The following is a 25,194-nucleotide window of genomic DNA, read 5'->3' as shown; positions in this document are numbered from 1 at the left end:
TCCTTCCGATGACGTGGACGTGACTTTCACGTCTCACGGACGTATCTCCGGCGTTCTGCCTTCACGCGCACGCCGGGGCGCAGAGAAGGTGGGGATGAACGAAGGGATGCCCGAAAACTGTGTTTCGAACCGCTCAAGTCTAACAGACCGCGACTCGCGCCCGTTCAGCGGGCGTCGAGGATGCGCCGGATGCGTTCGAGCCGCGCGGAGATGTCACGCTCAGCCCCCAAACCCTTTGGCTGGTAGTACCGACGGCCGTCAAGCTCATCGGGAAGATATTGCTGCGGCACGACGCCATGCTCACTGTCGTGCGGATACACGTAGCCTTTGCCATGTCCGAGGCGCTTAGCGCCGGGATAGTGCGCGTCGCGCAGGTGCGGCGGTACTCGGCCGAAACTGCCTGCGCGCACGTCAGCGATGGCCGCATTGATCCCGAGGTAGGCCGCATTCGACTTCGCCGTCGTCGCAAGGTAGACCGTCGCCTCGGCGAGAGGGATTCGTCCTTCCGGCATCCCGATGAATGCGACTGCGTCAGAAGCGGCAACCGCGATGACGAGGCCCTGCGGGTCGGCCAAGCCGATGTCTTCGGATGCGGAGATCACCAGACGCCGCGCGATGAAGCGCGGATCCTCCCCCGCTTCGATCATGCGTGCGAGGTAGTGCAGCGCGGCATCTGGGTCCGAGCCGCGGATCGACTTGATGAACGCACTGATGACGTCGTAGTGCTCGTCGCCCTGGCGGTCGTAGCGCAGCAGAGCCCGGTCGACGGCCTGCGCGACGTCCTCGTCCGTGATTGCAGGTATGCCAGAACCGGGACCGGAGTCGTCGTCTGTTGCGGAGACTGATGACTGCGCCACGGCCGCCGCGGCTTCCAAGCCGGTCAGCGCACGGCGCGCGTCACCCGACGCAAGTCGCACGAGCGCGCTGCGCGCAGCATCCTCAATCGACACGGTGCCGTTCAGGCCACGCGCATCGGAGATGGCCCGGTCGAGAAGCAGGGCGATGTCATCATCTGTGAGCGGCTGCAGCGTCAGTAGCAATGAGCGCGACATCAGGGGCGAGATCACTGAGAAAGAGGGATTCTCGGTCGTCGCAGCGATGAGGATCACCCAGCCGTTCTCGACTCCGGGAAGCAGTGCGTCTTGCTGGGCCTTCGTGAAGCGGTGGATCTCGTCGAGGAACAAAATGGTGGTCTGTCCGTAAAGGTCGCGCTGTGTGATCGCTTCCTGCATCACCTCGCGCACATCTTTCACACCCGCGGTGATCGCGGAGAGTTCAACGAATCGGCGCCCGGAGGATCGCGCGATCGACTGTGCAAGCGTCGTCTTGCCTGTGCCCGGAGGCCCCCAGAGGATGATTGAGACCGCACCGGGTGAGGCGGCTTCAGGGTCAGCCAACGCAACGATGGGAGACCCAGGACGCAGCAGATGCTGTTGACCTGCGACCTCGGCGAGCGAAACAGGACGCATCCGCACAGCAAGGGGCGTCTGTCCCGAGAGCAATGGCGCGGAAGTCATGGATCCAGGCTAATGCGCACGGCAGACACCAGCGCACCTCCGCAGTGACGGTAGGCTCGCAGACGGCGCCCAGGCGAGGCGTCGCAGGAAGGAACTTGATGGCTGGCCGTGGACCGAAAAACATCCAGCGCTCACGCGCAGACACCGAGCGCGCCCGGCTGTACGCGGCGCGCACGGCCTGGCACGATGGCCAGATCAGCCGTCGCGTGCGTGACAACCTGATCGCGGGCATCGCGGGTGGACTGATCATCGCTGGCGCAATCGCCAGCCAGTCCGTACACGCGGCTGTTACCGCCCCCGAGCCGGAGCCGACCAAGACCTCGACGCCCACGCCGCTCGAGAATCCCTTCACCGATCTGCTCTCGACTGACGTCCCCGCCGAATAGGCTCCTGCACTTCGCGCGCACGTCACTTCACACACGCGCACTTCACGATGTGAGAGTTTCGCTCCACAGCCGTAACGATCGACGTCTCTGCCGGAAACCGCGGTGAGTCACGCTGAGTTCAAGCTCAGCTCCTGTGCTCATCCGATACATCCGTGGAGGTCGCCCGTGTCCTATATCAAGCCCGCCGAACTCGTCACCCGTATGGTGGACGCCGGCGCCTACAAGATGCAACTGTCCGTTCGCGACACACTCATCCGCGCCTTCATGGGTGCCGCTCTTCTCACGATCGCCGCAGCCTTCGCGCTCACCGTCTCAACGAATACCGGGCAGCCACTGTTGGGGGCGGTACTGTTCCCCGTCGGCTTCGTGATCCTCTATCTGTTCGGTTTCGACCTGCTCACCGGGGTCTTCACACTCGGACCGCTCGCCGTGCTCGCCAAGCGGCCAGGCGCCACTGTCGGTGCCATGTTCCGCAACTGGGGCCTCGTTTTCCTCGGCAACTTCGGCGGCGCGTTCATGGTCGCGATTCTGATGGCGATCTACTTCACCTATGGCTTCTCCACGGAGCCGAGCGCGGTCGGGCTGGCAATCAGCGAGATCGGCCACGGTCGCACGGTCGGTTACGCCGATCATGGCGCCGCGGGGATGCTGACACTGTTCATCCGCGGAGTGCTCTGCAACTGGATGGTCTCCACCGGAGTCGTCCTGTCGATGGTCTCGGACAACGTGGTCGCCAAGATCCTGGCGATGTGGCTGCCGGTGATGCTGTTCTTCTACATGGGCTTCGAGCACTCGATCGTCAACATGTTTCTCTTCCCGTCGGGGCTGCTCCTCGGCGCAGATTTCACGATCATGGATTACCTGATCTGGAACGAGATCCCCACTGTGTTCGGCAACCTTGTCGGCGGGCTGCTCTTCGTGGGACTCCCGCTGTACATCACCCACGGTCGTCCCACTGCGCGCCGCGTTCGCGCCCACAAGCGTGGTGACACGGCTGTCGCTGCTTCAGACACGGACCTCCACGACCCGGTGGCGCAGCCGGCCGCCGCGACAACCCGTGAGGCTAAGCGCACGCCAGAGCCCGTCAGCGTCGGCTGACAGAAGAACAGAATGTCCCGGTGAGTCCGAAGCTCACCGGGACATTCTCGTGTGCGTCAGGCCGTCGCAGAGACGGCGAGGTACCGATCTACGATCACCTGTGCGATGCGTGCATCGGGAGCGAGCGGAAGACTGACGATATCCGCCCCGGCACCTCCGATAACCCCGGCGAAGAATCCGGGAGCCAGTAGGTGACTGGCGGCGATCACTCGTGTAGCGCCACTCGCGCGCGCCGCCGCCACCGCATCGCCGATGCGAGGAACCGATGCCGACGCATATCCGACCGTGACTGGTACTGGAATGTGGGCGCGCAGCCGGATTGCGACTTCCTCGACATCTGCCATTGCACCAGGATTACTGGATCCCGCGGCGGCAAGCACCACATGATCACCCGGCAACCAGCCTCCCGGCACCGCGGACGCAAGCCGATCGACGAGAACCTCAGCGATCAACGGATGCGTCCCGAGCGGCTCAGACTGGCGTGCGCCGGTATGCCGCGCCACCGCTTGGGAGATGTCCACAGCGGTGTGGTAGCCGATCGAAAGCAGCAGCGGAACGACGATCATGTCGTCTAGCGGTGCCTGGCTCGCGAGAACCTCTTCGAGCTGCGGCTGCTCGACATCGACGACGGCCGCGACGACTGTCACATCGGGCAGCAGCCCCTGAACCGACTCGATCAGTGTGCGAATCGCTCGCTGCCCGGCAGGATCGCCGGTCCCATGCGAGCAGGCGATGAGCGTCGTCATTCAGTCTCCTTCACGGCGAGGCGATAGCCCCGCTTCACCACGGTCTTGACGACATCGACGTCGCCGAGCGCTTCCCGCACACGTGCCACCGCCATCTCCACTGCGTGAGAATTCTGCCCCGCGCGTGGCAGTGCCTGCGCGATCTGCTCGCGCGACAGTACGCGCCCTGCACTGTCGAAAAGGGCGCCGAGTATGCGCGCTCCTGCCGGCGACAGGGCGATGAACTCGCCGGCGATGACCGCTCCACCACTGCGCATCGACAGCACGCCTGCAGTAGTCGACAGTCTCGGTGCCGCGCCGCCCTCACCGAAGTATCCGATCACGCAGCGCGCGAGGGAGCCGAGGCGTCCACGGTCAGCGATAGTTGCGTGAAAACCGCCGTTATTCAGTGGCTTCGCGGTGACAGGGCCGACGGCCGCGAGCAGCAACCTCCCGGATGCTGCACGGCGCCGAACCGCGTCCGATGCCTGCAGCCGATCGGCCGAGCGGATCCATTCCGCGGCCCCTGGAGCAGAGGTGAACAGCACCGCATCGACTTCCCCTGACGCGGCCTGCAAGACCGACCGTTCGACCAGCTGTGGCTCGGCCGGCGGCCCCCAACGATAGACCGTGAGACTCACGACATCGGCGCCTGCAGCGGCAAGAAGCTCGTCGAGGCCGTCTGCGCCCGCACCGTGATGCTGAACCGCGACACGCTTACCCACGAGGTGTGTGGACAGCAGATACTCCCCCACTTCAGCAGCTGTCTCGGACTCCGCGACCCAGTCTGCGGTGAAGCCCGCCTGCTGAATAGCACCGTGTGCTTTCGGGCCTCTGGCGACAAACTGGGTGTGCTGCAGCGCGTCAGTGAGTCCTTCGGCCAGATCATGCTCGTGCGCCGCGTCGATCCAGCCGCGGAACCCGACACCGGTCGTCACGACGACGATGTCCGGCGGGCTCGCGACCAGTTCGCGAGTGCGTCTGATGAGTTCATCGTCGTCCGCATTGCGAACGACGCTCAACGCGGGAGCACGATGCACCTGCGCACCGCGCCGCTCCAGGGCGCTTGCGAGGTCGCCCGCACGTCGGTCAGCGGCGATGACGATCGTGCAGCCGACGAGGGCGGCATCCAAAAGCCTGCGAGAGGTCACGTATGGGTTTTCCCCACCTGCGCAGGTTCAGGCATGAGCAACCCGGCCCGAGCCACCTCACCGAACACGATCACCGCTGGATTGGTGACCCCCACGGCCGCGGCATCGGCCACCACCGCGCCCAGCGTGCTGCGGGTCGTCCTCTGAGTGGGCGTATGCCCGTTCTCCACGATCGCCATCGGAAGGTCGTCTCTGATGCCGTAAGCGCGTGCGGCATGCACCACCCTGGGCAGCGCGGCCACGCCCATCAGCATCACCGTCGTCACCTCGGCGTCTGCCAACGACCGCAACGTCGTTTCGGACACCTCGCCTTGGCCGTTCACCATGTGGACAGCGGATGCCGTTCCTCGATGCGTGACCGGGATGCCGGCGGCCTGCGGTACCGAAATGGCGCTGGACGGTCCAGGAGTCACTTCTACGGGGATGCCCGCCTGCTGGCAGGCAATGACTTCTTCTCCCCCGCGCCCGTAGACGAAAGGATCACCGCCCTTGAGCCGTACGACCCGCTTTCCGGCGGTCGCATGTTCGACCAGGAGGGCGTTGATCTGCTCCTGCGGCACAGGATGATGATGCGGTCGCTTGCCCACGTCGATCACGAGGACGTCCGGGTCGAGTTCTGCGAGCACCGCACTGGTCGGTCCCAGGCGGTCGGCGATCACCACATCCGCTTCGGCGAGCAGTCGCCGTGCGCGCACCGTCATGAGGTCGACGGGACCAGGACCACCACCGATGAGATCCACTCGTCCGGCGCGGGCCGCCCGGCGTCGTCGCAGCGGAAGTCGCCCCGATTCAAGCAGTCCATCGATCGCGTCACGCACACCGGCCGTCCGTCGTGGATCGGCACCCACTGCGCTGGCGACGCCGATGATGACATCGCCCGACGTCGTCTGAGCGGTCATCCGTGCGCTGCCATGAGCGCCATCTGACGCATTGATGCAGAACACCCGCCGCTGCTCACACAGCGCGGCGACCTCACGATCGATCGCAGTGTCGCCGGTCGCGGTGTGCACGAGCCACACATCTTCGACATCATTGGCGTCGAAGCCGCGCTCCACCCAATCGACGCCATGTTCGTCCACGAGAGCCTGTGTCTGCGGCGCGAGCTGCGGGGCGACCAGTCGCACTACGGCGCCGTCGGCGAGGAAACGACCGAGTCGGCGGGCCGCAACAGCTCCACCGCCGACAAGCAGCACCTGACGTCCACTCAATGACACTCCGAGAATCGTGGTCATGTCAGCCTTCCTCGCTCGGCGCGGTGAAGGGAGCCTGAAGATAGAGGTCGTCGCCGACTCGCCGCACCGGCCAGACGGCGAGATGAACGGGCGTCTTACCCTGACTCTCCAGACATTCGCCGGTTCGCAGATCGAACACCTGCTTGTGCATGGGCGAGGCGATTGTCGGCACATCACCTCTGGTTCCAACGATTCCTCGCGAAATCACATGCGCGCCGCTGTAGGGGTCGAAATTCGACACCGCATGCACGTTGCCGTCACGCAGCAGGAACAGGGCGATCTGGTCCAGGCCGAGCAGCGCGGCGCGACCGCGTTCCACTTCGAGGTCCTGGATCGCGCACACGCGGACCGCGGTCGCCTGATCAATCAAAAGCGTCATCGACGCACCTCCAGGGTCGTTCCTGCGATCATTACGCCGCCGCGCTCGCGCTCTTGGGCAGTGGCGGGCCGCATCTGGCCGCGGCTCGCCACATACGCAAGTGAAGGATCCGGCGTTTCCGCCGCATTCACGAACGATTGGAACCGCTGCAGCTTCTGCGGATCCCGTAGCGTCGCCGCCCACTCATCTTCGTAGTTGTCGACGTGCCGAGCCATAGCCGCATCCAGATCTGCGCAGATGCCGAGGGAGTCCTCGAGGATGACCTCCTTGAGACCTGCGAGTCCGCCCTCGAGCTCCTGGCACCACGGCGCCGTGCGCTGCAGGCGATCGGCTGTACGGATGTAGTACATGAAGAATCGGTCGATGGCCTGGATCAGCTGCTCGTCGGAGAGGTCAGTGGCGAACAGTTCGGCGTGCCGTGGCGTGAAGCCGCCATTACCGCCGACGTACATGTTCCAGCCTGTCTCCGTTGCGATGACGCCGACATCTTTGCCTCGCGCCTCGGCGCACTCCCGCGCGCACCCCGAGACACCGATCTTCAGCTTGTGTGGGGCCCTCAGGCCGCGGTACCGCAGTTCGAGACGCACAGCCATCCCCACTGAATCGAGCACGCCGTAGCGGCACCACGTGGAGCCGACGCAGGACTTCACGGTGCGCAGTGACTTTCCGTACGCCTGCCCCGATTCGAAACCGGCGTCGACGAGGCGCTGCCAGATCTGCGGCAGCTGCTCCAGGCGCGCACCGAACATGTCGATGCGCTGGCCTCCGGTGAGCTTCGTGTAGAGCCCGAAATCCTCGGCGACCTGTCCGATCACGACCAGGCCGGCGGGCGTCACCTCGCCGCCGGGCATCCGCGGCACCACAGAATAGGTGCCGTCCTTTTGCATGTTGGCCATGACGTGATCGTTGGTGTCCTGCAGCGTTGCGTTCTCGCCGTCGAGGACGTGCGCACCCACCAGCACGGAGAGGATGCTCGCGAGCGCCGGCTTGCAGATATCGCAGCCACGGCCGCGCCCGAAGCGTTCGATCACGGCGCTGAACGTGGTCAGCTCTGACACGCGCACCGCGTCGAAAAGCTGCCGGCGCGACATGTCAAAGTGTTCGCAGAGCGCGTTCGACACGGTCTGACCGAGTTTGGTCAGCTCCTGCGCGACCACCTTCTTGACCATGAGCACGCACGAGCCGCAGGTGGCTCCGGCCTTGGTGCAACTCTTGACCGCGGCTGCGTCCATGCAGCCTTCTGCATGCACCGCCTGACGGATCCGCCCGGCTGTGACGTTCGAGCAGGAACAGACGACCGCCGCATCCGGAAGCTCGCCGCTCGGCGCCTCCACCCCGCCTTCCGGCATGAGATACGCCACCGGGTCGGCCCCGAGACGTGCCCCGACCAGCGGCCGCAACGAACCATATGCCGAGGCGTCACCGACAAGGATGCCACCCAGCAGCGTCTGCGCGTCATCCGACAGCACCAGCTTCTTGTACACGCCAGCCACAGGGTCGGCGTAGACCACGTCGAGCGCATTCTGAGTCTGAGCGAGTGCATCGCCGAAGCTGGCGACATCGACGCCGGAGAGTTTGAGCTTGGCAGACTCGTCGTAACCGGGGAAGGTCGCATCATCACCGAGCAGAAGGGTCGCAGCTACCTCTGCCATCGCGTATCCAGGTGCAACGAGGCCGACACTGCGGCCGTCGAAGTTCGCGACTTCGCCAATCGCCAGAATCGCGGGATCGCTGGTTCGGCAACGATCGTCGATCAGCACACCGCCCCGAGCATGCACCTCGAGTTGCGCATTTCGAGCGAGTTCATCGCGCGGACGCACGCCGACGGTGAAGATCACGACATCGGCACGGTGGAAGCTGCCGTCTTGGAATTCCAGCGCGGTGACGGCGCCGGATTCGTCTGGATCGAGTCGGGTGGTGCGCGATTCGGTGCGCACCGAGATTCCACGGGCCTCGATCAGACGTCGCAGCATGCTACCGCCGGCGAGATCGAGCTGCGCAGACATGAGGCGGTCGGATGACTGCACCACGGTGCATTCGACGTCGAGGCCCTGCAACGCACCTGCAGCCTCGAGCCCCAGCAGTCCGCCTCCGATCACGGCGCCCCGCAATGGACGTGCGAGCTCAGCGCTGCGCAGCTGCACGAATCGACGTAGCGATTGCACATCGTCCAGCGTGCGATAGACGAAGCATCCTGGTAGGTCTGCTCCGTCGACCGCGACGCGCGCAGCGTACGAGCCGGTGGCGAGCACCAGTGTGTCGTAGCCGATCACTCTCTCGGCACGTGTGTGCACGGTCTGCGCGCGCCGATCGATCCGTGTCACTCGTTCGCCGGGGATGAGCGTGACGCGCTCGTCATCGAACACCGATCGATCCAGAGTCAGATCATCGGGGCTAGCACCGGAAAAGTAGCTGGTCAGTGCCACGCGGTCGTAGGGATCACGAGCCTCGTCGCCAACGACAGTGATGTGGATTCCGTCTTCAGCGCGGCTGAGCAGGCTCTCAACGAAGCGATGCGCGACCATCCCTGCGCCGACGACGAGAATCTGGATCTCGGTCTTCTCATTCATGGCGGCTCCTGAACGTCGGGGATGTCCAGACACTACGTTCACGGTGTTTCGCGAACCGAGCGGCTCCCGTTACGCGCAACGAACGTTCTCCTCACAAATCGGTAACGGCCGTGTGAGCGGGTGAGGCCTCATCGCGCATGGCTCTGCGCGTACTAGGCTGAACAACGTCCCTTCCCCCCTCACGCGGGTTGACCGCGCAAGGAGCACATTGTGTCTGCCACCGAACCTTCGACACCGACTCCACCGGTACCGTCCCCTCCGCGCATCCCGATGCCACAGCGTCCGACTGCGCCTGCAGCCGCCGCCGCACCGGTCGCGCCCGTCGCCTCGGCTGATTCCGCGAACTTTGGTCGCGTGGCTGAAGACGGCACTGTAGAGGTGCGAGAGGGCGACGACTGGCGTGTTGTCGGCCAGTATCCCGATGGCACCTCGGATGAGGCCTTGGCCTATTACATCCGCAAGTTCGACGATCTCGCATTCAAGGTGCACACGCTCGAGCAGCGCCACCAGAGTGGCGGGGCATCGGCCAGCGAGCTGACCACACAGGCGAAGCGTCTTGTCGACGAGGTAACCGGCGCCGCAGCAGTCGGAGATCTGGCGTCACTGCGTGCACGTCTGGATGCCCTCACCGCCACGTTGGCCGAAGCAAGTGAAGCTGAGGCACAGCAGGCCAAAGAGCTCGTAGACAAGGGCATCGCCGAGCGCACCGTTCTGGTCGATGGCATCGAGGCGATCGCTGCACGCGACCTTTCGAAGGTGCAGTGGAAGCAGGTCACCGAAGAAGTCACCACTCTCTTCGATGCATGGCAGGCCCAGCAGCAGAGCGGTCCGCGCCTCCCGAAGGGCATCTCTCAGCAGCTGTGGAAGCGATTCCGTGACGCGCGTTCGGTCATCGACAAGAGCCGCCGCACCTTCTATGCGGATCTGGATGAGACGCACAAGTCCGCACGCAACCAGAAGAGCCAGCTGATCGAGCGTGCCGAAGCGCTGGCATCCAAGGGCGTCGACGGCATCCCTGCCTACCGCAATCTGTTGGACGAGTGGAAGGCTTCCGGCCGTGCCGGACGCAAGGCCGATGACGCGCTGTGGGCACGTTTCAAGGCCGCCGGAGATGCTCTCTACTCAGCACGTGCCGAGCAGTCCGCCGCAGAGGAGGCCGAGTCGGCTCCGAAGATCGAGGCCAAGAAGGCTCTTATCGAAGAGGCGAAGGCTGTCGCTGACGAGTCCAACATCAAGCAGGCGCGTGCCCTGCTGACGCGTATTCAGACTCAGTGGGATGAAATCGGACGTGTCCTCCCACGTGACACGGACCGCACACTCGATGACAAGCTCCGCGTCATCGAGCAGGCGCTGAAGTCGCGCGAAGAGGTCGACTGGAAGCGCAACAACCCCGAAACCAAGGCCCGTGCCAACGACATGAGCCAGAAGCTCCTCGACGCGATCGAGAAGCTCGAGACAGAGAAGGCCGCAGCAGAGAAGGCCGGCGACAAGCGGGCCGCAAAGGAAGCTGCCGACGCACTCGACGCACGCAAGGCATGGTTGAACGCCCTCGAGGGCTGAACGTTATCCACAGCCGCCCCGGGACCGGGTTCAGCACGGCACACTGAAAGTGTGTATCCGTCGCTGTTCTACCGTCCCGGGGCGTTGTTGTCCCCGTCAGAGCTGAGCGCGGCACGCCTGGACGGTCTCCTCTTCGAGGTCGGTGATGGTTATATGCACGCGGACCTGCCTGAGGATGCGGCCGCCCGCGTCGCCTCGCTCGCGTCGGTGCTCGCCCCCGGATACGCGGCGAGCGGCGCTACCGCAGCCTGGGTGCACGGCTTCGGTGACGCAGCCCCGCTTTGTCACCATATTCAGCGCGCGACGCCACGGCGCCAGCGCGTGACGCCCCAGCGCAATGTCGTCGTGCATGAGATCCAGCTGGCGCCGACTGATGTGGTGACTATCGCCGGCGCACAAGTCACCACGCTCCCCCGTACGCTGACCGATCTCGCCCTCCGCGCAGATCGCGACGCTGAGGGCGAGAGATGGTTGCGAGCGCTCGGAGCCGCGCGGCCCGACCTTCTGCTGCCGGTACGGCAGCAGATAGCGTCACGCAAGCGCATGCCGGGCAAGAGAGCAGCCGTTACCGCGCTCGATCTACTGCGGGAAGCGTATTGTCAGGATGTCGTCACTCGGTAGACGTCGTAGACGGCATCGATCCGGCGCACGGCGTTTAGCACGCGATCCAGATGCACTGAGTCACCCATCTCGAACACGAACCGGCTGATGGCAAGGCGATCGTCGTTCGTGTTGACCGTGGCAGAGAGAATGTTCACGTGGTGCTCGCTGAGCACTCGAGTGACATCGGAGAGAAGCGCTGAGCGGTCCAACGCTTCGACCTGGATCTGCACACGGAAGACGCTCTTTGTGGTCGGCGCCCACTCTACGTCGACGAACCGCTCCTGTTCGGCGCTGAGCGCCTTCACATTGGTGCAGTCCGTGCGGTGCACCGAGACGCCGCTTCCCCTGGTGACGAATCCGACGATCGTGTCCCCCGGCACCGGTGTGCAGCACTTGGCGAGCTTGACGAGAATGTCGTCCGCTCCACGCACCAGAATGCCGGAGTCACCAGAACGAGGTTCACGCGAGGGTGGCTTGCCGGGGAGATCGATGGCGCCGGTGCTGGTGTCGTTCGCCGCGATGATCGCGGTGACCTTCTCCAGTACGGACTGCGTGGAGACGTGTCCTTCGCCTACGGCCGCGTACAGCGCGGAAACATCTTCGTAGTGCAACTGTTGGGCGACCTCGGCGAAAGAGCTCTGATTCATCAGTCGCTGCAGCGGCAGGTTCTGTTTGCGCATCGCCCTGGCGATGGATTCTTTGCCCTGCTCGATGGCCTCTTCGCGGCGTTCCTTCGTGAACCAGCCGCGGATCTTGTTGCGCGCGCGGGTGCTCTTTACGAAGTTAAGCCAGTCCTGGCTCGGACCTGAATCCGGGTTCTTCGAGGTGAACACCTCGATCACGTCGCCGCTCTTGACCTCGGTCTCCAAAGGCACCAAACGCCCGTTGACCTTCGCACCCATTGTGCGGTGCCCGATCTCGGTGTGCACGGCGTAGGCGAAGTCGACCGGAGTCGCTCCTGCTGGCAGACCGACAACGCGCCCCTTGGGCGTGAAGACGTAGACCTCCTTGGCGCCGATCTCGAAGCGTAGCGAGTCGAGGAACTCACTGGGGTCTGCGGTCTCTGCCTGCCAGTCGGAGATGTGCGCGAGCCACGTCATATCCGTGTCGCTCGGAAGGGACCCTGGCTTGCCGCCGTTCATCCGTTCCTTGTACATCCAGTGCGCGGCGACACCGAACTCCGCCTGCTGATGCATCTCGTGCGTGCGGATCTGAATCTCAACGGTGCGTCCGCTAGGACCGATCACGGTCGTGTGCAGAGACTGGTACAGGTTGAACTTCGGGGTTGCGATGTAGTCCTTGAAGCGGCCAGGCAACGGCGTCCACCTGGCGTGGATCGCGCCGAGGACGGCGTAGCAGTCGCGTACCGAACCCACGAGCACGCGGATGCCAAGGAGATCGTAGATGTCGTCGAACTCACGGCCCCGGATGACCATCTTCTGGTAAACCGAATAGAGCTGTTTGGGTCGCCCCGCCACCTTGCCGCGGATGCGAAGGTCGTGCAGATCTTCGTTGATCGACTCGATGACCTGCTTCAGGTACTTTTCGCGCTGCGGCGTGCGCTGAGCGATCAGGCTGTTGATCTCCACGTAAATCTTGGGATGAAGCACAGCGAACGATAGATCTTCAAGCTCAGACTTGATCGCCTGGATACCGAGGCGGTTCGCCAGCGGTGCGTAGATCTCGAGGGTCTCTCTGGCTTTCTTCTCCGCTTTCTCCGGCGGAACGAAGCCCCAGGTCCGCGCATTGTGCAGACGGTCCGCGAGTTTGATCAGCAGCACGCGGAGGTCCTTGGACATCGCGACGATCATCTTGCGGACGGTCTCTGCCTGAGCGCTTTCGCCGTACTTGACCTTGTCGAGCTTCGTGACCCCGTCGACGAGCATGGCGACTTCGTCGCCAAAGGTCTCCGTCAGTTCCGACAGCGCATAGCCGGTGTCCTCGACAGTGTCGTGCAACAGCGCTGCCGCGATTGCACGGGGGCCGAGACCCATCTCTGCGAGGATCTGCGCCACGGCGAGCGGATGCGTGATGTACGGCTCGCCACTCTGCCGCTTCTGACCCTCGTGCTTCTCCTTCGCAACGCTGTAGGCGCGCGCGATGATCGCGAGATCACCCTTGGGATGGTTCACCCGCACCGAGCGAATCAGGTTGTCGAGGTCGTTTACCCGGGGCGCGCGCGAGAAGATGCGGGGCACAAGTCGTCTCAGACTCGATCCCTGCGACGGCGCATTCGCTTCCGCCATCACTTCACCTCCGGGTCAGAACATTCTACGCGGGCCTGGCGTTAGCCAGCCCCGCGCAGAGAACGAGATCAGGCGTCAGCAGTGGCGCGAGCACGGAGCTCGAGCACGCGCTTGTCTCGCTCGACGATGTCCGGCTCTTTCTCGCGGAACAGCGAGTACAGCGGCGCAGCTACGAACAGCGTGGAGTACGTCGCCACAATGATGCCGACAAAAATCGACAGCGAAATGTCGGTGAGCGTTTCCGCACCCAGCCAGAACGCACCGATGAACAGGATCGCGCCGACTGGCAGTGCCGCAACGATCGAGGTGTTGATCGAACGCACCAGAGTCTGGTTGACGGCAAGGTTCACTGACTCACCGAAGGTACGAGATGAGTTCTCGCCGTCCTCGGTGGTGTTCTCTCTGATCTTGTCGAAAACCACCGTGGTGTCGTACAACGAGTACGAAAGAATTGTCAGGAAGCCGATCACCGCCGCAGGTGAGATCTCGAAGCCGGCAAGCGCATACACACCGACCGTGATCACGAGCACGTCAAGCAGACCGATGATCGCTGCGGCAGACATCTTCCAGGTACGGAAGTAGATCGCGAGGATCAGGAACGTCAGCGCAAGGAAGATCGCGAGGCCCCAGAGCGACTGGCGGGTGACGTTTTCGCCCCAGGCCGGGCCGATGTAGGAGGATGTGACCTCTTGCGGGTCGACCTCGAATACCTCAGCGAGGGCGTTTGCTACGGCAAGCGTCTCGCTCTGAGTCATCTGGTCGGTCTGCACACGCACATCAGTTTCGCCGACGATGGCGACCTTGGTGGCCGCATTTGGAACGATCGACTGCACCGCGTCGGTTGCCGTCTGCTGGTCAGTAGATGCCGGCGCGACCACCGTGAACTGCGAGCCGCCCGTGAACTCAATCGAGAACTGCACTGGGCGCAGGAGCGGCACCAGAGCGGATGCTGCCACCAGGACGACGGCGATGATGAACCACAGACGCCGCCTGCCGACGAACGGGAAAGAAGTCTTTCCCGTATACAGGTTGTTACCGAACTCATTCATAGAGGCCATCAGCGCTCTCCCTCGCTTCCGGCGTTGGTCGTTCTATCGCCGACGAGGGCTTCTGCGCGCTTGCGCTCAGCAATCGTCTGACGGCGTTCCGCTTCACCACGTGATCGGTTGGTCTTCGCACCACGGCTGTTCTTGCCCGGCTCGACCCGTCGATACTGCGTGCGGGTGTGATAGACCGCTCCGAGCGCGTCGGGGTCAAGGCCGGACAGTTTGTGGCCACCACCGAAGAATCTCGTACGGGCCAGGATCTGCATCACCGGGTGCGTGAAGATGACGAAGATGAAGATGTCGATGATCGTTGTGAGTCCCAGGGTGAAGGCAAAGCCCTTCACCGTGGAGTCAGCCAGAATGTACAGCACGACTGCGGCCAGGATGTTGATCGACTTGGAGATGTAAATCGTACGCTTGGCGCGTCCCCAGCCGTCCTCCACCGCATTCGTGATGGATTTGCCGTCGCGCAGCTCATCTCGTATTCGTTCGAAGTAGACGATGAACGAGTCGGCGACGAAACCGATCGACACGATCAGACCTGCCACGCCGGCGAGCGACAGGCGGAAGCCGAGTCGCCAGGCCAGGATGCAGACGATGATGTAGGTCAACACGCCCATGACCGCGATGGATGCGATGATCACTGCGCCCAGTGCCCGGTAACTGAGCAATGAGTACACGGCGACCAGCGCGAGACCGATGAGGCCGGCGATCAGGCCGATCATCAGCTGCTGGGTGCCGAGTGTCGCCGAGATACTCGCAGCGCTCTCGGTCGTGAAGCTCAGCGGCAGCGCGCCGTACTTGAGCTGGTCTGCCAGCGTCTCAGCGGACTCCTGGGTGAAGGAACCGGAAATGCTGGGCTTGCCATTGAGGATGACGCCGTTCATCTGCGGAGCAGAGATCACCGCGCCGTCCAGCACGAACGCGAACTGGTCACGGGGAGTGAGCCCGGCGAGCTTGTTCTGGTAGAGGCGCTGGCTGATCTCGCCGAAGACCTCGGTGCCGTGATTGTCGAGCGTCAGCTGGACGGTCCAGGCGCCGTTGGTCGGATCGCGGCCGCTGGTCGCGTCATCAATCGAGTCGCCGGTCAGTTCCATCGGGCCGAGGATGTACTTGATCGAGTTGAACGGGTCACATGTGATCAAAGGCTCATCAGCGGGCGCGTTCGCCGCGTCGTTCGCAGGATTCAAGCAGTCATAGGCGAGGAACTCTGCCTGGAGCTTCTCCGTGACCCAGGCCAGATCGCTGCCGTCGGTCGGGTCCGGTGTCGGAATCGCGTTGGCAGTCGCATCAGGCGTCGGGTAGGGCGTCGCAAGGCCGTCTTCTCCAACAAACTCGGTAGCAGGGCTCCCGGTGAAGATCACCGCACGGAACTCAAGCTGCGCACTCGCCTCGATGCGTGCGCGAGTCTCTTCATCAGCGATTCCAGGGATCTGGACGACGATGTTGCGCCCACCCTCGGTGGTGATGTCGGACTCGGCCACACCTGCAGCATCCACACGCTGGCGAATGATCGCCGCCGCCTGAGCAAGCTGCTCCTGCGTGGGGTCGGCGCCGTCCTCGGTGACCGCGCTGAGCACGATCTGGGTGCCGCCTTGGAGGTCGAGCGCGAGTTCAGGCGACCAAGAGCTCTTCTCGAGCCCCACACCGACCGCATTGATGCCGAACAGCGCAGCCGTCACGATGACGAGGCTGAGAAGAACCTTCCAGGCATGACGAACTGGAGAAGAAGAAGCCACGTATGTTCAGCTTTCTAAGATGCCGGGTGAGCGGAGGGGTTACTTGCCGTCGGAGTCCCGATCCAGGCGGGCGCGGGTCTCCTCGGGGGTCTCGACATTGAGGTTGGCCTCGACGACGTCGTCAGCATCCGTGGCGTCGTCGTTCTCGTCGTTCTCATCGTTCTCATCGATTTCGTCGACGGCGTCCTTCGGCTCCACGATGCGCAGAATCGCCTGGCTGTGCACCTCGATGATGGTGCCGGGGGCGATCTCGACGAGCGCGGGCGAATCGAGGTCCTCGGGGTCGTACGCGACGATGGTGCCGTACAGGCCGCCCTGCAGCAGCACCTTGACGCCGGGGACGGTCTTCGTCGCCTTCTCCTCCTGCTCAGCCTTCTGAGCCTTCTGTCGCTTGCGCGTGTTGAAGAACATGAAAACGAGGAGAACAGCCAGGAGGCCGAAGAGGACGATTTCCATCAGGCAGTGCCTTTCAAAGTGCGCACGCCAACGGTGGACGCGCAGAAGATTAGGGGGGAAGTCTTCAGTGATTATAGGTCATTGAGCAATGGCGCCGTCTCGGGATGCTGCAACCCGAGATGCTGATACGCCTCGGGCATGGCGACGCGGCCCCGCGGCGTGCGTCCCAGGAACCCAATACGCACCAGGAAGGGTTCAACCACGCTCTCGACGGTCTCTGCTTCCTCACCGACCGCCACAGCCAGGGTGCTGAGCCCTACTGGACCGCCACGGAAACGCCGAACCAACGTCTCCAACACAGCGCGGTCGAGCCGGTCGAGGCCGATTGGGTCGACGTCGTAGAGCTCGAGAGCGGCGTTGACGTCGGCAATCGTTGCGGCGCCGTGTTCGCCGTGCACGAGCGCGTAATCACGCACGCGCCGTAGTAGGCGGTTCGCGATACGCGGGGTTCCCCTGGAGCGTCGAGCGATCTCGTTCAACGCGTCGGCGGGCATGCCGACACCCAGCACATTTGAGGACCGCGCGATGACCTTCTCGAGGTCGCTGTCGTCATAGAACTCGAGATGGCCGGTGAACCCGAATCGGTCGCGCAGCGGGTTGGGCAGCAGCCCGGAACGGGTGGTCGCACCGACAAGGGTGAACGGCGCAAGATCCAGCGGGATGCTGGTGGCGCCGGCCCCCTTACCGACCATGATGTCGATGCGGAAGTCTTCCATCGCGAGATACAGCATCTCTTCTGCGGATCGCGCCATGCGGTGAATCTCATCGATGAAGAGGACTTCGCCCGGAACCAGGCTCGACAGCAGTGCCGCCAGGTCACCCGCGTGCTGAATCGCGGGTCCGCTGGAGAGCCGCAGCGGACGCTCGCTCTCATAGGCCACGATCATCGCAAGAGTCGTTTTGCCGAGGCCAGGAGGGCCAGCGAGCAGGATGTGATCCGGTGGCCGATTCTGGATGCGCGCGGCGTCCAGCAACAATTGAAGCTGACCGCGCACCTTCGGCTGTCCGACGAACTCACCCAGACTGCCAGGGCGAAGCGCACCTTCGATTGCGAGTTCTACCTCGTCAATCGGTTCTGCGGCATCCCGGCCTTCCGACTCTCTGCCGTCAACCACGCGTTACTCCAGTCTTGGCCGGGCCGAGTGCTGCGAGTGCGTGACGCAGCAGTGCAGAAACCGAGTCCCGATCGGAGTCACTGGCGGCTTCTGCGGTCTCACTGGCGGCTTCGACGGCGACCTTCTCCGACCAGCCGAGACCAACCAATGCCGTCGCAACCTGCGCGACGATATCGCCGGCGCCGGAAGAGCGGGCGGCAGCATTGGCGGCCGGCCGCTGCAGCTTGCCGGCCAGTTGCACGACGATCAGCTTCGCCGTCTTCGGGCCGATTCCGGAAACACGGCGGAACGGAGCGTCATCGTCATCAGCGACAGCTGTGGCGATCTGATCGACGCTCAGGTGTCCGAGCACTCCCAACGCAGACTTCGGGCCGACGCCTGTCACGCTCAGCAGCAGTGAGAAGACCTCGAGCTGTGTGGAATCGGCAAAGCCGAACAGGGTGAGTGCATCTTCACGCACGATGAGGCTGGTGTGCAGTCGCATTTGCTCAGCCACTCGCGCGGTGTGCGCGACGTCTCCAGGGACGAATACGAAAAAGCCGACACCACCGACTTCGATCACGACATGATCGACGCCGACGGAGAGCACGGTCCCGTGCAGTGAGGAGATCATCCTCTCAGCCTACGAGCCGGATCGTATGTATGTTCGAGCGACACGCTCAGCATCGGCCCATGCTCGTTGCGCGGGCGTCAGCGTTTCCGCCGCGCCAGGGGCTGCGCCACCACGACGCCACGCATGACACAGCGCAATAGCCAGCGCATCCGCGGCGTCAGCAGGTTGCGGGGGTGCATCCAGGCGGAGGATGCGTGCAATCATCGCCTGCACCTGCTTCTTGTCGGCAGAGCCGTAGCCGGTGACGGCGGCTTTCACTTCACTGGGCGTGTGCGTCGCAGCCGGCAGGCCGGCTTCCGCGGCGATCAGCAACGCCACACCACTTGCCTGCGCGGTACCCATGACGGTGTGGCTGTTGTGCTGCGCAAAGACTCGCTCGACAGCGACGGCATCGGGTTGGTGTTCTTCGAGAACCGCGCGGATGCCAGCGGCCACTGCCGCCAGACGTTCGCCGATCGGCGCATCCGGTGGCGTGCGGATCACACCGACGTGCACGAGCGTCCCCTTCCGGGCACGATCGACATCGACGACACCGACACCGCACCGGGTCAGGCCGGGGTCGATGCCCAGCACACGCAAAGAAGAAGCCGCCACTCCCCCAGGTTATGTGCCAGGAGAGCGGCGGCTTCGACGGCGCGCCTTAGTCGTCTGAGTCGTCGCTTTCGAGTTCGGCCTGCACCTCGGCGGTCAGGTCGAAGTTGCTGTAGATGTTCTGCACATCTTCGCTGTCTTCTAGCGCGTCGATGAGGCGGAAGACCTTGCGGGCCGTGTCTGCATCGATCTCGACCTTGAGGTTCGGCACGAACTCAATATCGGCAGACGCGTACTCGAGACCCGCATCAACCAGCGCAGTGCGAACCGCGACCAGATCGGCGGGCTCGGTGGTGACCTCGAAGCCCTCGGCGTGAGGTTCGATCTCCTCGGCGCCAGCTTCCAGAGCCGCCATCATGACATCATCCTCAGTCGCACCCTCGGCACTGACCACGATGATGCCCTTGCGTGTGAAGTTGTACGCAACGCTGCCTGGATCGGCGAGAGTGCCGCCGTTCCTGCTGAGCGTGGTGCGTACTTCAGCGGCCGCACGGTTCTTGTTGTCGGTCAGACACTCGATCATGATTGCGACACCGTTCGGGCCGTAGCCCTCGTACATGATCGAGGTGTACTCGATGGCCTGGCCGCCGATACCGGCGCCGCGCTTCACTGCACGATCGATGTTGTCCTTAGGGACCGACATCTTCTTGGCCTTGAGCACAGCATCGAACAGCGTCGGGTTGCCCTGCATGTCTGCGCCGCCAAGCTTCGCAGCCACTTCGATGTTCTTGATGAGCTTCGCCCACGACTTCGCGCGCCTGGAGTCGGTGACGGCCTTCTTGTGCTTCGTCGTCGCCCACTTGGAATGCCCGGACATATGCCTCCGCTCGTAGTTCAGCCCCGGAGTTGCCTCCAAGGCATCGACCAGTCTAGCGAACGCAGCGGCACGCGCCGAGAAATGGTCTTGTTCGCCGTGGAGCCTGGTGCGAGACTCAGGCACATGGATGAGCGAGAGCGTGCTCTCGACACCGCACACCGCCGTGCGACAGAGTTCCTGGGGACTTTGGATGACCGACCGGTGTGGCCGCGTGCGAGTCTGGACGAAATGCTGGAGGTATTTAGCAGGCCGCTGCCCGAACACGGCATGGACGCTGCTGCTGTCGTCGAGGAGATGGCTCTGTATGCGGGCCCAGGGCTCGTCGCCATCCCGGGCGGACGCTTCTTCGGATTCGTCATCGGCGGAACTCATCCGGCCGCCCTCGCTGCAGATTGGCTCGTCTCGGCGTGGGATCAGAACTCGGGATCGTCGATGCTGACTCCGGCGACGGTGGCGATGGAGCGTGTTGCAGGACAGTGGATGCTGGAGCTGTTCGGACTCCCCGAGTCGGCGAGCGTCGGGTTCGTCACCGGTGGGCAACTCGCGAACTACACATGCCTGGCAACCGCCCGCACCGCAGTCTTGGCGCGGGCAGGATGGGATCTGGCCGAGCAGGGGCTGCGTTCCGCGCCACAGGTCCGGTTCGTCGTCGGCGCTGACCGCCACGGCTCCGTCGATCGCGCTGCGCGCTTCCTCGGGATCGGCCGCACAGAATTCACCGTCATCGATTCCGATGACCAGGGCCGAATGCGCGCGGAGGCGCTGGAACAGGCACTCGACGCAGAGGACGGCCCGCTGATCGTGTGTCTGCAGGCCGGTGAGGTGCACACCGGTGCGTTCGACGATTTCAACACCCTGATCCCGATCGCCCGGCACCACGATGCCTGGGTGCACATCGACGGCGCGTTCGGGCTGTGGGCTGCGGCATCCGCATCGCTTCGCCACCTGACGGCAGGCATCGAAGGCGCCAATTCATGGGCGACGGATGCGCATAAGACGCTGAACGTGCCGTACGACTGTGGAATGGCGATCGTACGTGACCCGGCGGACTCGATCGCAGCCTTCCGTACCGGCGGTGACTATCTGATCTATTCCGGCCTGGACCCGTGGGATGTCACTCCGGAGCTCTCCCGACGCGCACGCGGTGTTCCAGCCTGGGCGGCGATGCGTGCGCTCGGACGGGACGGGATCGCCGGGCTGATTGAAGGTCTGCATGCGAATGCCGTCGCGATGGCAGCGGGGTTGTCATTTATCGACGGCGTCGAGGTGCTCAATGATGTCGACTACACACAGGTCATGTTCTGCCTCGGCTCAGATGAGGCCACCCGCGCATTGGGCAAAGCGATCCTCGCCGACGGCACCGCCGCCGTGACCGGAGCGCAGTGGAGGGGTCGCACTGCGCTGCGTTGCTCGATGTCGTCCTGGGCGACCACCGGCGACGACATCGATCGCACGCTGGCGGCGTTCCGCCGCCTCATCGAGGCGTAGCGTCCGGTCTCAGGGCGTGGGACGCGTACCTGTCAGCCCTCGAGGCTGGTGCGCCCGGATCTCAGGCGCGCGGCGTCCATGTCCGCATTGACCGGCAGCGCCACCGGCACGTCCATCGCCGCGTCTGGTGCCCACACATCCCAGCCCTCGTCGAGTGGCCAGCCGCCCGAAGCGACGAGCTCCTGCCCGGCGTGATCGGCGAGCGAGCGCACGGCCTCCGCCTGCTCTGCGGTGAACCGCCCTTGCTCGACAGCGGCGACCAGTTCGTCGGCATCCTTCAACCAGATGTCCTCTGACCCTGGATGCTCGGCATCAATCCACAGATCCAGGACGAGGTCGCGGGAGACGATTCCGCCGGGGTCACCGGCCACGCGCCGGTGCGGCAGCTCCAGGTTTACATACGCACCAGCCGGAGTGCCATCTATTTGACGGAAGAACCAGACCGACCATGGCCTGCCAGTCGGGGCGACGCGCACCACACCGGGCCCTGTCCACGTGGACTCCCTGGTCACCCATGGGACGCTGAAGCGCTCCTCCAAAGGCACGTCACGGGTTCGACGGCCATCAGCCGGCACTGATTCCAGTCGCGCCGAGCCGGACGGTATCCAGACGACCAGGCCCCGTGCGTCGTCACGAATCACGCGCGCTGTCTCGATGTAGCGTCCGTAGCGCCAGAGAATCCCCTCTCCTGGTGCGAATCGCGGAGAGTCAACGCTGGCGGACGGCACCGCATCCTGCCGCACGAAATCGACGTGCGCGCCGTCGTGATTACCGGTGTCGAGGAGCGCGATCGCCGCGGCCAGAGTCATTCCACTGTCGGATATGCGTTTCCAGCCCGAACCGCATCGACCGATGAGTTCGGCGTTTCCGCCACTGGCGCTGACATCCGTTGATCCGATCGGCAATCGCATTCCGCCACGCTACAGCGTGGTCGCGGCGCGTTCTGCGGCGAGAGCCAGCAGCTGCTCGTGGAAGCGGGTCTCCCCAGTAATCTCCGGATGAAAGCTCAGACCGATCAGGTTCCCCTGCGAGGCCGCAACGACCCTGCCATCTTCCAGTGCCGCCATCACGGTCGCACCGGCTCCCACCGATTCCACGACCGGACCGCGGATGAAGGCGGCTCGCACTGGCACCGGGCCGAGCGCAGGCACATCCAGTTCTGCTTCGAACGATTCGACCTGGCGCCCGAACGCGTTGCGCCTGACGACCACATCGAGCCCGCCGAACGACTCCTGCCCGTCGATGGCATCCACCACGGTGTCGGCGAGCATGATGAGACCGGCGCAAGTACCGAGCATCGGCATCCCGTCGGCGATCGCATCGCGAATCGGCTGCTGCAGACCGAACAGGCGCGACAGCTTGTCGATCACGGATGACTCGCCACCGGGAATCACGAGAGCGTCCACCAGCGCGAGGTCCTCGGCGCGGCGCACACGCAGAACATCCGCGCCGAGGGACGACAGCACCTGCTCGTGCTCGCGCACATCGCCCTGCAGGGCGAGCACCCCGATGCGCGGTCGGTTACCAGCCACGCTCGGCAAGTCGGTGCGGTGCGGGCAGATCCGACACGTTGATGCCGACCATCGCTTCGCCCAGACCGCGAGAGACCTCGGCGACGACCTTGGCGTCATCGTAGAAGGTGGTGGCCTTCACGATCGCCGCGGCCCGTTCGGCCGGGTTTCCCGACTTGAAGATGCCGGATCCGACGAATACGCCGTCAGCGCCGAGCTGCATCATCATCGCCGCGTCTGCTGGGGTGGCCACGCCACCGGCGACGAACAGCACGACCGGCAGCTTGCCGGTGGCCGCAATCTCGGCGACGAGGTCATAAGGCGCCTGCAGTTCCTTTGCCGCAACGTAGAGCTCGTCCTTCGTCTTCGAGCGCAGAACGTTGATCTCGCTGGTGATCGTACGGATGTGCTTCGTCGCCTCAGAGACGTCGCCCGTGCCTGCCTCGCCCTTGGAGCGGATCATCGCCGCGCCCTCATTGATCCGGCGCAGCGCCTCGCCGAGGTTGGTCGCACCGCAGACGAAGGGAACGGTGTAGCCCCACTTGTCGATGTGGTTCACATAGTCGGCGGGCGACAGGACCTCGGATTCGTCGATGTAGTCGACTCCGAGCTCCTGGAGGATCTGAGCTTCGACGAAGTGTCCGATGCGCGCCTTCGCCATCACCGGGATCGACACCGTGTTGATGATGCTGTCGATCATGTCGGGGTCGCTCATCCGCGAGACGCCACCCTGCGCGCGAATGTCTGCGGGCACCCGCTCCAACGCCATGACGGCGACAGCGCCGGCATCCTCGGCAATCTTGGCCTGCTCCGCAGTGACGACGTCCATGATCACGCCGCCCTTGAGCATCTCGGCAAAACCGCGCTTGACGCGAGCCGATCCTGTGGTGGGATTCTGGTCTGCAGCCATGAGCTGATCCTTTCGGGTATCCAAACATCAACTTTGATCTATGCCAAAAGATAGCACTACGCGCAAGCCCTCTAGACTCAGATGTCGAGAGGTGACATGAACGACGAGATCACAGGCACGACAGCCGCCGATATTGCGATGAGCGTGCGAGCGCTCCGCGAGCGCGGTGTCTTGCGCCCCGGTACCGTTCTGCCGCCGGTACGCGAACTCGCCACACGTCTGGGCGTCAACCGCAACACCACCGTCGCCGCGTACCGTCAACTCGCTCAAGCGGGGCTTGTGGTCAGCCGGGGACGCGCCGGCACCATGCTCGTCGAACACGACTCGGTCGCCCAGGAGGGCTACGCCGCCGACACCGTTCTGCGCGATGTCGGCACCGGTAACCCCGATCCGCGTCTCATCCCCGATCCATCCCCTGTGCTGGCGAGCGTCACGGGTCGCCCCGTGCTCTACGGTGAGCCCGTAATCGACAGGGCTTTGGATGCTTGGGCACGTGAGTGGGTCGCCCCAGATCTGCCCTCGGCGGATTTCCGCATCACGATTACCAGCGGGGCGGTGGATGCCGTCGAGCGTCTGCTGGCGCAGGCGCTGACCCGAGATGACGCCGTGGCGCTCGAGGATCCGTGCTTCCTCGCCAGCATCCACACCGTGCGTCTCGGTGGATATCGAGCGGTGCCGGTGCCGGTCGATGCGGAGGGGATGACGGTCGCTGGATTGCGCGCGGCATTGGCTGCCGGCGTACGCGCCGTCATCTGCACCCCGCGCGCGCAGAACCCGACAGGTGCGAGCCTCTCCCCCGAACGGGCCGTCGCATTGCGCGCCGTACTGGCCGAGCATCCGTACGTATTGATCATCGAAGACGATCATTTCTCGATGCTGTCCGCCCAGCCATACGAGAGCCTGATTGGCCCTGAGCACAAGAGATTCGCGCTGCTGCGTTCCGTGTCGAAGTTCCTCGGCCCTGACATGTGTCTCGCTATCGCGGCGACCGACCCCGAGACCGCAGAACGCCTCGCGATGCGGCTCAGCCCCGGGACGACCTGGGTGAGCCATCTGCTACAGCGCCTGGCGCTGGGCCTGTTGAGCGACAGCGAGGTGCGCGCGTCGATTCGCACGGCTGGCGAGCATTACGCCGAGCGCAATTCCGCCTTCGCCGCGCGTCTCAGGGCACACGGGATCAGCACCCATTACGCCGACGGCATGAACCTCTGGGTCGAGTTGCCGATTCGCGCGCATACGGTGTCGGAGCGGCTCATGCGGCGCGGCTGGTTGGTGCGCACGGGCGACGGATTCTCACTGTCGGAGCGGGACGCACCATCGCACCATCTCAGGCTCACCGTGCATGATCTCTCTCCGGAGGATGCCGAGCAACTGATCTCTGATATTGCCTCCGCCGTACGGTGATGTGCACGAGCGCAGCCCTCAGCAGTGAGAAGATCGA

General features: G+C 64.2%; 23 protein-coding genes. 6 read left to right on the top strand and 17 right to left on the bottom strand.

Features of this window, described 5'->3' with window-relative positions; translation table 11 throughout:
* Positions 1–164: 164 nt before the first annotated feature.
* Positions 165–1,517 (bottom strand): replication-associated recombination protein A, encoded by a 1,353-nt coding sequence (locus ACSU04_RS02125; RefSeq protein ID WP_439288282.1) that lies wholly within the window; start codon positions 1,515–1,517, stop codon positions 165–167.
* A 98-nt stretch (positions 1,518–1,615) separates the two neighbouring features.
* Here ACSU04_RS02125 and ACSU04_RS02120 point away from each other — a divergent pair, with 98 nt between their 5' ends.
* Together ACSU04_RS02120 and ACSU04_RS02115 are read left to right on the top strand one after the other, a co-directional pair.
* Positions 1,616–1,903: a hypothetical protein gene (locus ACSU04_RS02120; protein WP_439288281.1), complete on the top strand. Its 288-nt coding sequence runs from the start codon at positions 1,616–1,618 to the stop codon at positions 1,901–1,903.
* A 165-nt stretch (positions 1,904–2,068) separates the two neighbouring features.
* Complete coding sequence (locus ACSU04_RS02115) at positions 2,069–3,001, top strand: formate/nitrite transporter family protein (RefSeq protein WP_439288280.1); 933 nt, start codon at positions 2,069–2,071, stop codon at positions 2,999–3,001.
* 56 nt (positions 3,002–3,057) lie between these two features.
* Here the strand turns inward: ACSU04_RS02115 and ACSU04_RS02110 are convergent, their stop codons facing one another.
* The 5 genes from ACSU04_RS02110 to nirB are packed head-to-tail and all read right to left on the bottom strand — an operon-like array spanning position 3,058 to position 9,058.
* On the bottom strand, positions 3,058–3,747 hold the full coding sequence (locus ACSU04_RS02110) for a sirohydrochlorin chelatase (RefSeq protein WP_439288279.1): 690 nt from the start codon (positions 3,745–3,747) through the stop codon (positions 3,058–3,060).
* On the bottom strand, positions 3,744–4,877 hold the full coding sequence (locus ACSU04_RS02105; RefSeq protein ID WP_439278183.1) for a uroporphyrinogen-III synthase: 1,134 nt from the start codon (positions 4,875–4,877) through the stop codon (positions 3,744–3,746). The genes ACSU04_RS02110 and ACSU04_RS02105 overlap by 4 nt, the downstream gene beginning before the upstream one ends.
* Positions 4,874–6,109, bottom strand: a complete 1,236-nt coding sequence (cobA, locus tag ACSU04_RS02100) for a uroporphyrinogen-III C-methyltransferase (protein WP_439288278.1) — start codon at positions 6,107–6,109, stop codon at positions 4,874–4,876. The genes ACSU04_RS02105 and cobA overlap by 4 nt, the downstream gene beginning before the upstream one ends.
* 1 nt (position 6,110) lies before the next feature.
* On the bottom strand, positions 6,111–6,488 hold the full coding sequence (gene nirD, locus ACSU04_RS02095; protein ID WP_439288277.1) for a nitrite reductase small subunit NirD: 378 nt from the start codon (positions 6,486–6,488) through the stop codon (positions 6,111–6,113).
* On the bottom strand, positions 6,485–9,058 hold the full coding sequence (gene nirB / locus ACSU04_RS02090) for a nitrite reductase large subunit NirB (RefSeq protein WP_439288276.1): 2,574 nt from the start codon (positions 9,056–9,058) through the stop codon (positions 6,485–6,487). Before nirB ends, nirD begins: the two co-directional genes overlap by 4 nt.
* Positions 9,059–9,268: 210 nt before the next feature.
* Here nirB and ACSU04_RS02085 point away from each other — a divergent pair, with 210 nt between their 5' ends.
* Together ACSU04_RS02085 and ACSU04_RS02080 are read left to right on the top strand one after the other, a co-directional pair.
* On the top strand, positions 9,269–10,618 hold the full coding sequence (locus tag ACSU04_RS02085; RefSeq protein WP_439278179.1) for a DUF349 domain-containing protein: 1,350 nt from the start codon (positions 9,269–9,271) through the stop codon (positions 10,616–10,618).
* Between the two features lie 51 nt (positions 10,619–10,669).
* Positions 10,670–11,239, top strand: a complete 570-nt coding sequence (locus tag ACSU04_RS02080; protein WP_439288275.1) for a hypothetical protein — start codon at positions 10,670–10,672, stop codon at positions 11,237–11,239.
* On the opposite strand, the gene ACSU04_RS02075 is transcribed toward ACSU04_RS02080, so the two are convergent.
* From ACSU04_RS02075 to ACSU04_RS02040, 8 genes are all read right to left on the bottom strand, one after another.
* Positions 11,218–13,467: a RelA/SpoT family protein gene (locus ACSU04_RS02075; RefSeq protein WP_439278177.1), complete on the bottom strand. Its 2,250-nt coding sequence runs from the start codon at positions 13,465–13,467 to the stop codon at positions 11,218–11,220. The genes ACSU04_RS02080 and ACSU04_RS02075 overlap by 22 nt on opposite strands.
* A gap of 68 nt (positions 13,468–13,535) precedes the next feature.
* Positions 13,536–14,525: a protein translocase subunit SecF gene (gene secF / locus ACSU04_RS02070; protein WP_439278176.1), complete on the bottom strand. Its 990-nt coding sequence runs from the start codon at positions 14,523–14,525 to the stop codon at positions 13,536–13,538.
* The gene (gene secD / locus ACSU04_RS02065) at positions 14,525–16,252 is read right to left on the bottom strand and encodes a protein translocase subunit SecD (RefSeq protein ID WP_439278175.1); all 1,728 of its coding nucleotides are present in this window, start codon (positions 16,250–16,252) and stop codon (positions 14,525–14,527) included. The genes secF and secD overlap by 1 nt, the downstream gene beginning before the upstream one ends.
* Before the next feature lie 39 nt (positions 16,253–16,291).
* Positions 16,292–16,708: a preprotein translocase subunit YajC gene (locus tag ACSU04_RS02060; protein ID WP_439288274.1), complete on the bottom strand. Its 417-nt coding sequence runs from the start codon at positions 16,706–16,708 to the stop codon at positions 16,292–16,294.
* A 71-nt stretch (positions 16,709–16,779) separates the two neighbouring features.
* Positions 16,780–17,823 (bottom strand): Holliday junction branch migration DNA helicase RuvB, encoded by a 1,044-nt coding sequence (ruvB, locus tag ACSU04_RS02055; RefSeq protein WP_439278173.1) that lies wholly within the window; start codon positions 17,821–17,823, stop codon positions 16,780–16,782.
* On the bottom strand, positions 17,816–18,436 hold the full coding sequence (gene ruvA, locus ACSU04_RS02050) for a Holliday junction branch migration protein RuvA (RefSeq protein ID WP_439278172.1): 621 nt from the start codon (positions 18,434–18,436) through the stop codon (positions 17,816–17,818). Before ruvA ends, ruvB begins: the two co-directional genes overlap by 8 nt.
* A 9-nt stretch (positions 18,437–18,445) precedes the next feature.
* The gene (ruvC, locus tag ACSU04_RS02045; protein WP_439278171.1) at positions 18,446–19,030 is read right to left on the bottom strand and encodes a crossover junction endodeoxyribonuclease RuvC; all 585 of its coding nucleotides are present in this window, start codon (positions 19,028–19,030) and stop codon (positions 18,446–18,448) included.
* A 46-nt stretch (positions 19,031–19,076) separates the two neighbouring features.
* A complete protein-coding gene (locus tag ACSU04_RS02040; RefSeq protein ID WP_439278670.1) occupies positions 19,077–19,844 on the bottom strand; it encodes a YebC/PmpR family DNA-binding transcriptional regulator in 768 nt (255 codons plus the stop codon).
* A 123-nt stretch (positions 19,845–19,967) separates the two neighbouring features.
* On the opposite strand from ACSU04_RS02040, the gene ACSU04_RS02035 reads away from it, so the two are divergent.
* Positions 19,968–21,332 (top strand): pyridoxal phosphate-dependent decarboxylase family protein, encoded by a 1,365-nt coding sequence (locus tag ACSU04_RS02035; RefSeq protein ID WP_439288273.1) that lies wholly within the window; start codon positions 19,968–19,970, stop codon positions 21,330–21,332.
* Positions 21,333–21,364: 32 nt separating this feature from the next.
* Here ACSU04_RS02035 and ACSU04_RS02030 read toward each other — a convergent pair whose 3' ends face one another.
* The 3 genes from ACSU04_RS02030 to pdxS are packed head-to-tail and all read right to left on the bottom strand — an operon-like array spanning position 21,365 to position 23,753.
* A complete protein-coding gene (locus tag ACSU04_RS02030) occupies positions 21,365–22,243 on the bottom strand; it encodes a DUF402 domain-containing protein (protein WP_439288272.1) in 879 nt (292 codons plus the stop codon).
* Positions 22,244–22,252: 9 nt separating this feature from the next.
* On the bottom strand, positions 22,253–22,864 hold the full coding sequence (gene pdxT, locus ACSU04_RS02025) for a pyridoxal 5'-phosphate synthase glutaminase subunit PdxT (protein ID WP_439288271.1): 612 nt from the start codon (positions 22,862–22,864) through the stop codon (positions 22,253–22,255).
* A complete protein-coding gene (gene pdxS / locus ACSU04_RS02020) occupies positions 22,854–23,753 on the bottom strand; it encodes a pyridoxal 5'-phosphate synthase lyase subunit PdxS (protein ID WP_439278167.1) in 900 nt (299 codons plus the stop codon). Before pdxS ends, pdxT begins: the two co-directional genes overlap by 11 nt.
* 96 nt (positions 23,754–23,849) lie before the next feature.
* On the opposite strand from pdxS, the gene ACSU04_RS02015 reads away from it, so the two are divergent.
* Positions 23,850–25,157: an aminotransferase class I/II-fold pyridoxal phosphate-dependent enzyme gene (locus ACSU04_RS02015; RefSeq protein WP_439288270.1), complete on the top strand. Its 1,308-nt coding sequence runs from the start codon at positions 23,850–23,852 to the stop codon at positions 25,155–25,157.
* Positions 25,158–25,194: the final 37 nt, after the last annotated feature.

Origin of the sequence: Microbacterium sp. A84, from assembly GCF_051842815.1 — a bacterium.
Taxonomy (GTDB): Bacteria; Actinomycetota; Actinomycetes; order Actinomycetales; family Microbacteriaceae; genus Microbacterium.
Note: the sequence above shows the minus strand (reverse complement) of the source record. Positions and strands in the feature narration are given on the sequence as shown.

Bases quoted from the DNA above. Each gene is read 5' to 3' on its own strand.
- secF (WP_439278176.1), bottom strand. From the start codon at position 14,525: ATGGCCTCTATGAATGAGTTCGGTAACAACCTGTATACGGGAAAGACT.
- nirD (WP_439288277.1), bottom strand. From the start codon at position 6,488: ATGACGCTTTTGATTGATCAGGCGACCGCGGTCCGCGTGTGCGCGATC.
- ruvA (WP_439278172.1), bottom strand. From the start codon at position 18,436: ATGATCTCCTCACTGCACGGGACCGTGCTCTCCGTCGGCGTCGATCAT.
- ACSU04_RS02125 (WP_439288282.1), bottom strand. From the start codon at position 1,517: ATGACTTCCGCGCCATTGCTCTCGGGACAGACGCCCCTTGCTGTGCGG.
- ACSU04_RS02030 (WP_439288272.1), bottom strand. From the start codon at position 22,243: ATGCGATTGCCGATCGGATCAACGGATGTCAGCGCCAGTGGCGGAAAC.
- ACSU04_RS02060 (WP_439288274.1), bottom strand. From the start codon at position 16,708: ATGGAAATCGTCCTCTTCGGCCTCCTGGCTGTTCTCCTCGTTTTCATG.
- ACSU04_RS02075 (WP_439278177.1), bottom strand. From the start codon at position 13,467: ATGGCGGAAGCGAATGCGCCGTCGCAGGGATCGAGTCTGAGACGACTT.
- ACSU04_RS02120 (WP_439288281.1), top strand. From the start codon at position 1,616: ATGGCTGGCCGTGGACCGAAAAACATCCAGCGCTCACGCGCAGACACC.
- ACSU04_RS02035 (WP_439288273.1), top strand. From the start codon at position 19,968: ATGGATGAGCGAGAGCGTGCTCTCGACACCGCACACCGCCGTGCGACA.
- ACSU04_RS02110 (WP_439288279.1), bottom strand. From the start codon at position 3,747: ATGACGACGCTCATCGCCTGCTCGCATGGGACCGGCGATCCTGCCGGG.
- nirB (WP_439288276.1), bottom strand. From the start codon at position 9,058: ATGAATGAGAAGACCGAGATCCAGATTCTCGTCGTCGGCGCAGGGATG.
- cobA (WP_439288278.1), bottom strand. From the start codon at position 6,109: ATGACCACGATTCTCGGAGTGTCATTGAGTGGACGTCAGGTGCTGCTT.
- pdxS (WP_439278167.1), bottom strand. From the start codon at position 23,753: ATGGCTGCAGACCAGAATCCCACCACAGGATCGGCTCGCGTCAAGCGC.
- ACSU04_RS02040 (WP_439278670.1), bottom strand. From the start codon at position 19,844: ATGTCCGGGCATTCCAAGTGGGCGACGACGAAGCACAAGAAGGCCGTC.
- ACSU04_RS02015 (WP_439288270.1), top strand. From the start codon at position 23,850: ATGAACGACGAGATCACAGGCACGACAGCCGCCGATATTGCGATGAGC.